The following is an 11190-nucleotide window of genomic DNA, read 5'->3' as shown; positions in this document are numbered from 1 at the left end:
GGTGGGGCCGCCGGGAACCGGCAAGACCTTGCTGGCGCGCTCGATTGCGGGTGAGGCCAAGGTGCCGTTCTTCAGCATCTCTGGGTCGGACTTCGTCGAGATGTTCGTCGGCGTGGGCGCTGCGCGCGTGCGCGACATGTTCGAGCAGGCGAAGAAGAATTCGCCCTGCATCATCTTCATCGACGAGATCGATGCGGTCGGTCGCCAGCGCGGCGCCGGCCTCGGCGGCGGCAACGACGAGCGCGAGCAGACCTTGAACCAGTTGCTGGTGGAAATGGATGGCTTCGAAGCGACCACCGGCGTCATCGTCATCGCCGCGACCAACCGCCCCGACGTGCTCGACCCGGCCTTGCTGCGTCCGGGCCGTTTCGACCGTCAGGTGGTGGTGGGCCTGCCCGACATCCGTGGCCGGGAACAGATCCTGCTGGTGCACATGCGCAAGGTACCGCTCGCCCCCGACGTGCGGGCCGACATTCTGGCGCGCGGCACCCCCGGCATGTCCGGGGCCGACCTCGCCAACTTGGTCAACGAGGCCGCCCTGTTCGCCGCGCGCGGCAACAAGCGCCTGGTCGATATGGACGATTTCGAGAAGGCCAAGGACAAGATCCTGATGGGCGCCGAGCGCAAGTCCATGGTGATCACGCCCGAGGACAAAAAGAAAACGGCCTACCACGAGTCGGGCCACGCGGTGATCGGCATGACCCTGCCGGGCTGCGACCCGGTGCACAAGGTGACCGTGATCCCTCGTGGCCGCGCCCTGGGCGTGACCATGTCGCTGCCGGAAGTGGACCGATTCAGCCTGTACAAGGACGAGATGCTGTCGCAGATCAGCATGCTGTTCGGCGGCCGGGTGGCAGAAGAGATCTTCGTCGGCAGCATCTCGACCGGCGCTTCCAACGACTTCGAGCGCGCCACCAGCATCGCGCGCGACATGGTGACCCGCTACGGCATGTCCGAAGCGCTGGGCCCGATGGTGTATGGCGAAAACGAAGGCGAGGTGTTCCTGGGGCGTTCGGTGACCACGCACAAGAACATGAGCGAGGCGACCATGCAGAAGGTCGACGCCGAGATCCGCCGCATTCTGGACGAGCAGTACGCGCTGGCCAAGAAAATCCTGACCGATAGCCGCGACAAGGTCGAGGCGATGACCGCAGCACTGCTGGAATGGGAAACCATCGATGCCGAGCAGATTGCCGACATCATGGCCGGCCGGCCGCCACGCCCGCCCAAGCCCTCCGTCACGCCGCCGCCGGCAAGCGGCGGCGACAAGCCGAGTGCGCCGGCGCCGACTACGCAACCAGCGCAGGAAGCCTGAACGTAGATTCGGCATCACGCACTACAATAGGGGGGCTTTGGCCCCTCTTTTTTTATGTCCGTACTCCACGCCGGTTCGCACCGCCTCTCCCTGGCACACCCCCTTGTCATGGGTATCGTCAATATCACGCCTGATTCGTTTTCGGACGGAGGGCGGCTGGGCAACGCCCAGGCCGCGATCGAGCATGCCCTCAAGCTGCGGGAAGATGGCGCCGATATCCTCGATGTCGGCGGGGAGTCCACCCGTCCGGGCGCGGCTGCTGTGCCGGCCGATGAGGAAATCCGCCGGGTGCGGCCAGTGATCGAGGCGCTTGCCAGGTGCGGCTGTGTGGTGTCGATCGATACCACGAAACCCGAAGTGATGCGCGCTGCGCTCGACGCAGGTGCGGCCATGGTGAACGACGTGATGGCCTTGCGTGCGCCCGGCGCGCTGGAGGCGGTGAGGACATCCGATGCGGCGGTGTGCCTGATGCATATGCAGGGTGAGCCGCAGAGCATGCAGCATGCGCCCCATTATGCCGATGTGGTCGAGGACGTGAAGCGGTTTTTGCAGGACAGGATACGGGTTTGCGAAGCAGCGGGCATGAGCCGTGAGAGACTGGTGATCGATCCGGGCTTCGGATTTGGCAAAATGCTGGAACACAATGTGGCCCTGCTCAAGCACCTGCACTGCCTGGTGGAAACGGGCGTGCCCGTGCTGGCTGGGATGTCGCGCAAATCCATGCTGGGTACATTGACCGGGCGTGCCGTCGAGGCGCGCGAATTCGCCGGAGTGGCGGCGCATCTGGCTGCCGTGGCACGTGGTGCGCGCTTGCTCCGGGTACACGATGTGGCCGCCATGCGGGATGCGCTGGCGGTATGGAATGCAGTGGAGGAACAACAGGATGGGGCGTAAATATTTCGGCACCGACGGCGTGCGCGGCAAGGTGGGCGAGCCGCCCATCACGCCGGAGTTTGTCATGCATCTGGGCTACGCTGCCGGACAGGTGCTGGTGGCCGACCGCGGCAGCCTGCCGCCGAATCAGCACCCGACCGTGCTGATTGGCAAGGACACCCGCATTTCCGGCTACATGCTGGAAGCCGCACTGGAAGCCGGCTTGACCGCTGCCGGCGTGAATGTGCTGATGACCGGGCCGATGCCGACGCCTGCGGTGGCCTATCTGACGCGCGCGCTGCGTCTGCAGGCCGGGGTGGTGATCTCGGCATCGCACAATCCGTTCGAAGACAACGGCATCAAGTTCTTTTCCGCCAGCGGGCAGAAACTGCCGGACAGCGTGGAGAAAGCGATCGAGGCGCGGCTGGATTTTCCCCTCAACACGGTCGAGGCGCGCCAGTTGGGGCGTGCTCGCCGGATCGAGGATGCCGCGGCGCGTTATATCGAGTTTTGCAAGAGCACCTTTCCCAATCACCTCGATCTGCGCGGGATGCGTATCGTGGTCGACTGTGCGCACGGTGCGACCTATCATATTGCGCCGCATGTGCTGCACGAACTGGGCGCCGAAGTGATCGCCATCGGCAACGAGCCGAACGGCTACAACATTAACGAAAAGTGCGGTGCCACGCACACTTCGGCGCTGGCGGACGCGGTGCGTGCGCAAGGCGCCGATCTCGGCATTGCGCTCGACGGCGATGGCGACCGCCTGATGATGGCCGACGCGAAAGGGCGGATATACGATGGCGACCAGCTGGTTTATGTCATCGCGCGCCATCGTATCCAGACCGGCTACATGAAGGGCGGCGTGGTGGGCACGTTGATGACCAATCTCGGCACCGAACATGCGTTGGCCCGCATCCAGATTCCGTTCGAGCGCGCCAAGGTGGGTGACCGCTATGTGCTGGAACGCCTGCAGGCGAACGGCTGGACGCTGGGTGGCGAGACCTCGGGGCATATCCTTTGCCTGGATAAACACACCACGGGCGACGGTATCGTTTCAGCACTGCAGGTGCTGCGTGCGATGCGCGAGACGGGCGTGACGCTGGATGCGTTCACCACGGACCTGGAAACCTACCCCCAGGTGATGATCAACGTGCCGGTAGCCAAAGGTTTCAAACTGGATGCCGTTCCTGCGGTCGGTGTGTCGATCGCGGAGGCAGAGGCTGCCCTGGGGGGCAATGGCCGGGTCGTTCTGCGCGCGTCCGGTACCGAGCCCCTGATCCGCGTGATGGTGGAAGGGCGGGATGCCGACTTGGTCAGACATACGGCCGAAACCATCGCCGCTGTTGTGAGGACCGCTGCAGCGGCCAGATGATTTCCCGCCTTGAAATATATCTGTAATATTCGCCCGTTAGTATGGCTGAGTCGCCCATGCGGCAACGTCAACTACCACTGGAGATATTACACATATGCGTACACTCAATAAACTGGCTCACGGGACGCTGGCTGCGGCCATGAGTCTGGCTTTCAGTGTGAGTGCCCTGGCTGCCGACATTACCGGCGCAGGCGCAACCTTCCCCTACGCTGTTTACACGAAGTGGGCTGAGGCATACAAGGCTGCGACGGGCAACCGGGTCAATTACCAGGGTATCGGCTCCTCGGGCGGCGTCAAACAGATCAAGGCCAAGACCGTTGATTTCGGCGGTACCGATGCGCCGCTCAAGGAATCCGACCTGGACGCAGCCAAGCTGGTTCAGGTGCCGACCGTGATGGGTGGCGTCACCATCGTCGTGAACGTTCCTGGCCTCGAGTCCGGCAAGCTGAAACTGGACGGCGTCACCGCCGCCGACATCTTCCGTGGTGCCATCACCAAGTGGAACGCCCCTGCCATCGCCAAGCTGAACCCGGGCGTCTCGCTGCCGAATCTGGCCATCACCGTCTCGCACCGTTCCGACGGTTCGGGCACCACCTACGCGTTCACCCACTATCTGGCCAAGCAGTCGATGGCCTTCATGCGTGACGTCGGCGCCGGCAACACGGTGAACTGGCCTGCCAACGCCGTCGGCGGCAAGGGTAACCCGGGGGTCGCCGCCAATGTGCAGAAGATCAGGGGCGCGATCGGCTACGTGGATATCGCCGATGCAATGAAGAACAACATGACCTTCGCTGCCCTGAAGAATAAGGCAGGCAACTACATTATGCCGAGCCAGCAATCGGTTGCCGATGCGGCCGCCGGTGCCGACTTCAAGGTGAAGGGCATGGCGCCTGACCTGCTTGATCAGTCGCACAAGAATGCCTGGCCCATCACCACGGCTACGTATGTGCTGGCGTATGAAAAAGGCGGCGATGCCGCCAAGCAGAAAGGTGTAGTCGACTTCTTCGCCTGGTCCTTGAACAATGGCCAGAAAATGGCCGCCGACCTCGGTTTTGTGGCGTTGCCGCCCAATGTCGTGAAGATGGTCGAAGCAGAAATGAAAAACATCAAATAAGACATCTGGATTGACTGATTTGATGATTGGCCGGGAGTGGCGCGCTGCTCCCGGCGCTCTGCGAAAGCAGCCGCCGCAAGGCGGCTGCTTTCGCAGATAAAAATCGAACCGATAGGCACCCCCACCGTGAGCGAGCCCAGCGCACCCGCCGGAATCGACCTGCATGCCCGGCAGGTCAGCCGATTCCGGTTACAGGACAAGTTTTTCCATTATTCCACCCAGTTTTTCGCCTTTGTCGTTCTGGCGGCGCTGGTGGGTATTCTGGTGTCGCTTACCCTCGAAGCCTGGCCCACCCTCAAGACGTTCGGCCCGGCTTTCCTCTGGACCAACATCTGGAGCGTGCCGGACGACCAGTACGGCGCGCTGGCGGCCATTTACGGCACGGTGGTGACGTCCGTGCTGGCGCTGCTGATTGCCGTGCCGATCAGTTTCGGCATCGCCCTGTTCCTGACCGAAACCTGCCCGGTCTGGCTGCGCCGCCCGCTGGGCACCGCGATCGAATTGCTGGCGGGCATTCCTTCCATCGTCTACGGCATCTGGGGATTGTTCGTGTTCGCGCCCCTGTTTGCCGAATACATCCAGCCCCCGCTGCAGGAATTGCTGGGCGATGTTCCGGTCATCGGCGGCTGGTTCTCCGGTCCTCCCATCGGGGTCGGCATTCTCACTGCCAGCATCGTGCTGGCGCTGATGGTCATCCCCTTTATTGCTTCGGTGATGCGCGACGTGTTCGAAACCGTGCCGCATGTACTGAAGGAGTCGGCTTACGGCATCGGCTGCACCACCTGGGAAGTGGTGCGCAACGTTGTGCTGCCCTACACGCGCGTCGGCGTCATCGGCGGCATCATGCTGGGGCTGGGGCGCGCGCTGGGTGAGACGATGGCCGTCACCTTCGTGATCGGCAACGCCAACCGCATCAACGGCAGCCTGTTTGCGCCCGGCACCTCGATTGCTTCCACGCTGGCCAACGAATTCGGCGAAGCGGACCCCGGTCTGCATATCGCCTCCCTGTTCGCGCTGGGTCTGGTGCTGTTCATCATCACCTTTGTCGTGCTGGCGATTTCGCGCTGGCTCATCAGCCGCAGCATGGGCTCGGAAGGTCTGTAAGGAAAGCCGTCATGATGAGCCTGTACACCCGCCGTATCTGGATCAACCGTATCGGCATCACCCTGTCCATGGTGGCGATGAGCCTGGGGCTGATCGCGCTGCTGTGGATTTTGTGGACCTTGTTTTCCAAAGGCTTTGCCGCGCTGAGCTGGGATTTGTTTACCCAGGACACGCCGGCGCCAGGCTCAGAAGGCGGCGGCCTGCGCAATGCCATTGTCGGCAGCGGCCTCATCCTGCTGTTTTCCATGCTGATCTCGACGCCGATCGGCATTCTGGCGGGCATCTATCTGGCCGAGTTCGGACGCATTTCGAGGTTCGCCTCGTTCACCCGCTTCATGACCGACATCATGCTGTCGGCGCCCTCCATCGTCATCGGCCTGTTCGTCTACGCGCTTTTTGTGGCGACCACCGGCGGTTTTTCCGGCTGGGCCGGGTCGTTGGCGCTGGCGCTGATCGCCATTCCGGTGGTCGTGCGCACCACCGAAAACATGTTGAAGCTGGTGCCGACCAGCCTGCGCGAAGCGGCATTCGCGGTGGGCGCGCCGCGCTGGCAGGTCTCGCTCAGGGTCACGCTGCCTGCGGTCAAGTCGGGCGTGGTGACCGGCGTATTGCTGGCGATGGCGCGTATCACCGGCGAGACCGCGCCGCTGCTGTTCACCGCGCTGAACAACCAGTTCTTCAGCACCAATATGGCGGAACCCATGGGCAACCTGCCGGTGGTGATTTATCAGTTCGCGCTGAGCCCGTACGACAATTGGGTGAGTCTCGCCTGGGGCGGGGCGCTGTTGATTGCCTTGCTGGTGCTGGTGGTCAACATCGGTGTGCGCGTCGTTTTCCGCAACAAAGACAAACGTTAATTTCCCCGGAGCTTTCCGATGCCCGATCAAGCCATGTCTACCGGCGAAAATATTGCCATGCAGGTACGCAACCTGGATTTCTTCTATGGCGATTTCAAAGGCCTCAGCAATATCAATCTGGACATTGCCAGCAAGAAAGTGACGGCTTTCATCGGCCCGTCCGGCTGCGGCAAATCGACCTTGTTGCGCACCTTCAATCGCATGTACGACTTGTACCCGGGGCAGCGCGCCGAAGGCCAGATTCTGGTGCACGGCAAGAATCTGCTCGACAAGAGCCAGGACGTGAATCTGGTGCGCGCCAAGATCGGCATGGTGTTCCAGAAGCCGACGCCTTTTCCCATGACGATCTACGAAAACATCGCGTTCGGCGTGCGGCTGTACGAGCGCATGTCCAAAAGCGCAATGGACGATCGCGTCGAATGGGCGCTGAACAAGGCGGCCCTGTGGGGCGAAGTGAAAGACAAACTGCAGAAAAGCGGTCTGTCGCTTTCGGGCGGCCAGCAGCAGCGCCTGTGCATTGCGCGCGCGGTCGCGGTGAAGCCCGAAATCGTGCTGCTGGACGAGCCGACCTCGGCACTGGATCCGATTTCCACCGCGAAAATCGAGGAGCTCATCAACGAGTTGAAAAACGATTACACCATCGCCATCGTCACCCACAACATGCAGCAGGCCGCGCGGATTTCCGACTACACCGCCTTCATGTACCTGGGCGAACTCGTCGAGTTCAACGAAACCGGCACCATCTTCATGCGGCCTGGCAAAAAGCAGACCGAAGACTACATTACCGGTCGATTCGGCTGATTGCTCTTCCCATGGCAACGCGCCCGCCGGTTGACCTGCGGGCGCGTTGCGCTTACCATCGCGCACTTTTGTTTGGCGGATTCCCATGCGCAAGAAGCTCGTAGCCGGTAACTGGAAAATGCACGGCAGCCTGGCCGAGAATGCCGCGTTGCTGTCTGCGCTCAAGCCGGCACTGGCCGGCATCGAGGCAGTCGTTTGCGTTCCTTTCCCGTATCTGGCGCAAGCGCAGGCCGCACTTGCCGGGTCATCGATTGCCTGGGGCGCGCAAAACGTATCCGAGCAGGCCAAGGGTGCGTTTACCGGTGAAGTGTCTGCTGCCATGCTGCTCGATTTCGGCTGCCGCTATGTGATCGTCGGCCATTCCGAGCGGCGCAGCCTGTATGGCGAAACCGACGAACTGGTCGCCGGCAAATACATGGCCGCACAGGCGGCCGGCCTGACCCCCATCCTGTGCGTGGGCGAATCGCTGGCCGAGCGCGAGTCGGGCGTGACCGAGGCAGTCGTCGCACGCCAGCTCGATGCCGTGATCCAGGCTGCCGGCGTGACGTCTTTGGCGCGGGCGGTGGTTGCCTACGAACCCGTGTGGGCGATCGGCACCGGAAAAACCGCCACGCCGGAGCAGGCCCAGGCCGTGCACGCCTTCATCCGCGGCAAGATTGCCGCTCTCGATGCCGGCGTGGCAGAGGGTCTGGTAATCCAGTATGGGGGTAGCGTAAAAGCCGCGAATGCGGCAGAATTGATGGCTCAGCCGGATATCGACGGCGGCCTGATTGGCGGTGCTTCTCTGGTTGCCGACGAGTTCATCGCGATTTGCCAAGCGGCTGCCAAGTAAGAATCAAAATTTATGGAAACACTGGTCTGGGTTGTTCATGTTGTCGTAGCGCTTGCCGTCATTGCGCTGGTGTTGCTGCAGCACGGCAAGGGTGCGGACATGGGCGCCGCATTCGGCGGCGGATCTGCCGGGAGCCTGTTCGGCGCCAGCGGTTCGGCCAATTTTCTGAGCCGCAGCACGGCCGTTGTGGCGACCCTGTTCTTTTTGACCAGCCTGGGCCTGGCCTATTTCGGGCTCCAGCAGCACAAGCCGGCCAGCGTGCTGGATCGGACGGCGGTGCCGGTACCCGCGACGCAACCCGTTCCGGCGGCTCCGGCGGGCGAGAATGCCGGCTCGAAAGCGGGTGCCATCCCGCAATAAATCAGCAGTTGCAAATCCGGGCGCATGCCCTTTGGCCGACGTGGTGGAATTGGTAGACACGCTATCTTGAGGGGGTAGTGACCTTGGTCGTGCGAGTTCGAGTCTCGCCGTCGGCACCATCAAATTTCCTGATTGATTCATCAGCAGTTGCTATGCGGTAAGCTTTTGATTAATCAGGGGAAATCAGTAGTTTTTCAGCTTGACAGTGGGCGCGTGGCGCTAATACACTGCGGTCATAATCACTCAACAGCTCGCACTCGGGCATAGTCGGAGGACCACGGTGCTGGAGAATTACCTCCCCATTCTGTTGTTCATTCTGGTCGGGCTGGCTTTCGGCATCGGCCCCATCATTGCAGGCGGCCTGCTGGCACCGAACCGTCCTGACAGCGAAAAACTTTCTCCCTACGAATGCGGCTTCGAGGCGTTCGAGGACGCGCGCATGAAATTCGATGTGCGTTACTACCTGGTTGCCATTCTCTTCATCCTGTTCGACCTGGAAATCGCCTTTCTTTTTCCCTGGGCCATCGTGCTGGAGGAAATCGGTGTGGCGGGTTTTGTCGCCATGATGGTGTTCCTTGGCATCCTGGTGGTCGGCTTCATCTATGAATGGATGAAGGGCGCCTTAGAGTGGGAATGAGCTGATTATGGGTATCGAAGGCGTCCTCGAGCAGGGCTTCGTCACCACCAAGGCCGACCAGCTGATCAACTACATGCGCACCGGCTCGATGTGGCCGATGACCTTTGGGCTGGCGTGCTGCGCGGTGGAGATGATGCACGCCGGTGCCGCACGCTACGATCTCGATCGCTTCGGCATCGTGTTTCGCCCCAGCCCGCGGCAGTCCGACGTGATGATCGTGGCAGGGACGCTTTGCAACAAGATGGCGCCCGCGTTGCGCAAGGTCTATGACCAGATGGCCGAACCCCGCTGGGTGATTTCCATGGGCTCGTGCGCCAACGGCGGGGGTTATTACCATTATTCCTACTCGGTGGTGCGCGGCTGCGATCGCATCGTGCCGGTGGACATCTATGTTCCCGGCTGCCCGCCCACGGCGGAGGCATTGTTGTTCGGCATCATCCAGCTGCAGAACAAGATCCGCCGCACCAACACCATCGCCCGTTAAACCTCGCTTATGGCCACGACGCTGGAATCCTATTCTGTTTGCCTGCAAAACGTTCTTGGCGATGCGCTTGTCCAGATCACCGAGAGGCTGGGGGAGCTGACGCTTATCGTCAAGCCGCAGGCGTATGCGTCCGCCATGCGCGCACTGCGCGATCATCCCGACTGCCGTTTCGAGCAGTTGATCGATCTGTGCGGTATGGATTATTCGGCTTACGGCAATGGCGCATGGGACGGTTCGCGCTTTGCCGCGGTGGCGCACCTGCTGTCGGTGGCCAACAACCGACGCGTGCGGGTGCGCGTGTTCTGCCCCGACGACGAGCTGCCGGTGGTGGCGTCGATGGTCGACATCTGGCCGGCCGCCGACTGGTTCGAGCGCGAAGCCTTCGACTTGTACGGTATCGTGTTCGAAGGTCATCCCGACTTGCGCCGCATCCTCACCGACTATGGCTTCATCGGCCATCCATTCCGCAAGGATTTTCCCTTGTCCGGTAACGTCGAGATGCGCTACGACCCGACGCAGCAGCGGGTGATTTACCAGCCGGTGTCGATCGAGCCGCGCGAAATCGTGCCGCGCATCGTGCGCGACGAAAGCTACGGGGCGGGGCGCTGATGGCTGAAATCCGCAACTACACCATGAACTTCGGCCCGCAGCATCCGGCCGCGCACGGCGTGCTGCGCCTGGTGCTGGAACTGGACGGCGAGGTGATCCAGCGCGCCGACCCGCACATTGGCCTGCTGCACCGCGCCACCGAGAAGCTGGCCGAACACAAGACCTTCCTGCAGTCGGTGCCCTACATGGACCGCCTCGACTACGTGTCGATGATGGTCAACGAGCACGCCTACGTGATGGCGATCGAAAAGCTGCTGCAGATCGACGTTCCCGAGCGCGCGCAATACATCCGGGTGATGTTCGACGAGATCACCCGCGTGCTGAACCACCTGCTGTGGCTGGGCGCGCATGCGCTCGACGTCGGTGCGATGACGGTGTTCCTGTATGCCTTCCGTGAACGCGAAGACCTGATGGACTGCTACGAGGCGGTTTCCGGCGCGCGCCTGCATGCGGCCTACTACCGCCCCGGCGGGGTCTACCGCGACCTGCCCGACAGCATGCCGCAATACCAGGCGCAGCACACCCGCAACGAGGCGACGCTGAAGTCGATGAACGCCAATCGTCAGGGGTCGCTGCTCGACTTCATCGAAGACTTCACCCGGCGCTTCCCGACCTATGTCGACGAATACGAAACCCTGCTGACCGACAACCGTATCTGGAAGCAGCGCACCGTTGGCATCGGAGTGGTGTCGCCCGAACGCGCGCTGGCGCTGGGTTTTACCGGCCCCATGCTGCGCGGTTCCGGCGTCGAATGGGATCTGCGCAAGAAACAGCCCTACGAAGTCTACGACCGCATGGATTTCGACATCCCGGTCGGCACCAACGGCGA

The 11190-nt window shown here is 62.1% G+C and carries 13 protein-coding genes and 1 tRNA gene; all 14 read left to right on the top strand.

Going from position 1 to position 11190, the window contains the following annotated elements:
- Nucleotides 1-1315: ATP-dependent zinc metalloprotease FtsH (ftsH, locus tag Q0L94_RS11655; protein WP_296753442.1), on the top strand; the 1315-nt coding region annotated here is incomplete at its 5' end.
- A 54-nt stretch (nt 1316-1369) separates the two neighbouring features.
- A complete protein-coding gene (gene folP / locus Q0L94_RS11650) occupies nt 1370-2209 on the top strand; it encodes a dihydropteroate synthase (RefSeq protein WP_296753440.1) in 840 nt (279 codons plus the stop codon).
- Nucleotides 2199-3563: a phosphoglucosamine mutase gene (gene glmM, locus Q0L94_RS11645; RefSeq protein WP_296753438.1), complete on the top strand. Its 1365-nt coding sequence runs from the start codon at nt 2199-2201 to the stop codon at nt 3561-3563. Before folP ends, glmM begins: the two co-directional genes overlap by 11 nt.
- Nucleotides 3564-3657: 94 nt before the next feature.
- Complete coding sequence (gene pstS, locus Q0L94_RS11640; protein WP_296753436.1) at nt 3658-4677, top strand: phosphate ABC transporter substrate-binding protein PstS; 1020 nt, start codon at nt 3658-3660, stop codon at nt 4675-4677.
- Between the two features lie 126 nt (nt 4678-4803).
- Entirely contained in the window at nt 4804-5781 is a 978-nt protein-coding gene (pstC, locus tag Q0L94_RS11635; protein ID WP_296753434.1) for a phosphate ABC transporter permease subunit PstC, read from the top strand.
- A gap of 11 nt (nt 5782-5792) precedes the next feature.
- Nucleotides 5793-6638, top strand: coding sequence for a phosphate ABC transporter permease PstA (gene pstA / locus Q0L94_RS11630; RefSeq protein ID WP_296753432.1), 846 nt, complete (start codon nt 5793-5795; stop codon nt 6636-6638).
- A gap of 18 nt (nt 6639-6656) precedes the next feature.
- Complete coding sequence (pstB, locus tag Q0L94_RS11625) at nt 6657-7439, top strand: phosphate ABC transporter ATP-binding protein PstB (protein ID WP_296753430.1); 783 nt, start codon at nt 6657-6659, stop codon at nt 7437-7439.
- Between the two features lie 85 nt (nt 7440-7524).
- The gene (gene tpiA, locus Q0L94_RS11620; RefSeq protein WP_296753429.1) at nt 7525-8271 is read left to right on the top strand and encodes a triose-phosphate isomerase; all 747 of its coding nucleotides are present in this window, start codon (nt 7525-7527) and stop codon (nt 8269-8271) included.
- A 12-nt stretch (nt 8272-8283) separates the two neighbouring features.
- Complete coding sequence (gene secG / locus Q0L94_RS11615) at nt 8284-8631, top strand: preprotein translocase subunit SecG (RefSeq protein WP_296753427.1); 348 nt, start codon at nt 8284-8286, stop codon at nt 8629-8631.
- Between the two features lie 34 nt (nt 8632-8665).
- Nucleotides 8666-8750, top strand: a tRNA-Leu gene (locus tag Q0L94_RS11610).
- A gap of 161 nt (nt 8751-8911) precedes the next feature.
- Nucleotides 8912-9268: an NADH-quinone oxidoreductase subunit A gene (locus Q0L94_RS11605; RefSeq protein WP_296753425.1), complete on the top strand. Its 357-nt coding sequence runs from the start codon at nt 8912-8914 to the stop codon at nt 9266-9268.
- A 7-nt stretch (nt 9269-9275) separates the two neighbouring features.
- Complete coding sequence (locus tag Q0L94_RS11600; protein ID WP_296646998.1) at nt 9276-9752, top strand: NADH-quinone oxidoreductase subunit B family protein; 477 nt, start codon at nt 9276-9278, stop codon at nt 9750-9752.
- Between the two features lie 9 nt (nt 9753-9761).
- Nucleotides 9762-10361, top strand: coding sequence for an NADH-quinone oxidoreductase subunit C (locus Q0L94_RS11595; RefSeq protein ID WP_296753423.1), 600 nt, complete (start codon nt 9762-9764; stop codon nt 10359-10361).
- Nucleotides 10361-11190 (top strand): NADH-quinone oxidoreductase subunit D (locus Q0L94_RS11590; RefSeq protein ID WP_296753421.1); only part of this gene is annotated, 830 nt, incomplete at its 3' end. The genes Q0L94_RS11595 and Q0L94_RS11590, both read left to right, overlap by 1 nt.

The organism is Thiobacillus sp. (genome assembly GCF_024708915.1).
Note: the sequence above shows the minus strand (reverse complement) of the source record. Positions and strands in the feature narration are given on the sequence as shown.

Excerpts from the sequence above, each read along its gene's own strand:
- folP (WP_296753440.1), top strand. The coding sequence starts at position 1,370 with ATGTCCGTACTCCACGCCGGTTCGCACCGCCTCTCCCTGGCACACCCC.
- glmM (WP_296753438.1), top strand. The coding sequence starts at position 2,199 with ATGGGGCGTAAATATTTCGGCACCGACGGCGTGCGCGGCAAGGTGGGC.
- Q0L94_RS11595 (WP_296753423.1), top strand. The coding sequence starts at position 9,762 with ATGGCCACGACGCTGGAATCCTATTCTGTTTGCCTGCAAAACGTTCTT.
- Q0L94_RS11600 (WP_296646998.1), top strand. The coding sequence starts at position 9,276 with ATGGGTATCGAAGGCGTCCTCGAGCAGGGCTTCGTCACCACCAAGGCC.
- tpiA (WP_296753429.1), top strand. The coding sequence starts at position 7,525 with ATGCGCAAGAAGCTCGTAGCCGGTAACTGGAAAATGCACGGCAGCCTG.
- pstS (WP_296753436.1), top strand. The coding sequence starts at position 3,658 with ATGCGTACACTCAATAAACTGGCTCACGGGACGCTGGCTGCGGCCATG.
- secG (WP_296753427.1), top strand. The coding sequence starts at position 8,284 with ATGGAAACACTGGTCTGGGTTGTTCATGTTGTCGTAGCGCTTGCCGTC.
- pstA (WP_296753432.1), top strand. The coding sequence starts at position 5,793 with ATGATGAGCCTGTACACCCGCCGTATCTGGATCAACCGTATCGGCATC.
- pstB (WP_296753430.1), top strand. The coding sequence starts at position 6,657 with ATGCCCGATCAAGCCATGTCTACCGGCGAAAATATTGCCATGCAGGTA.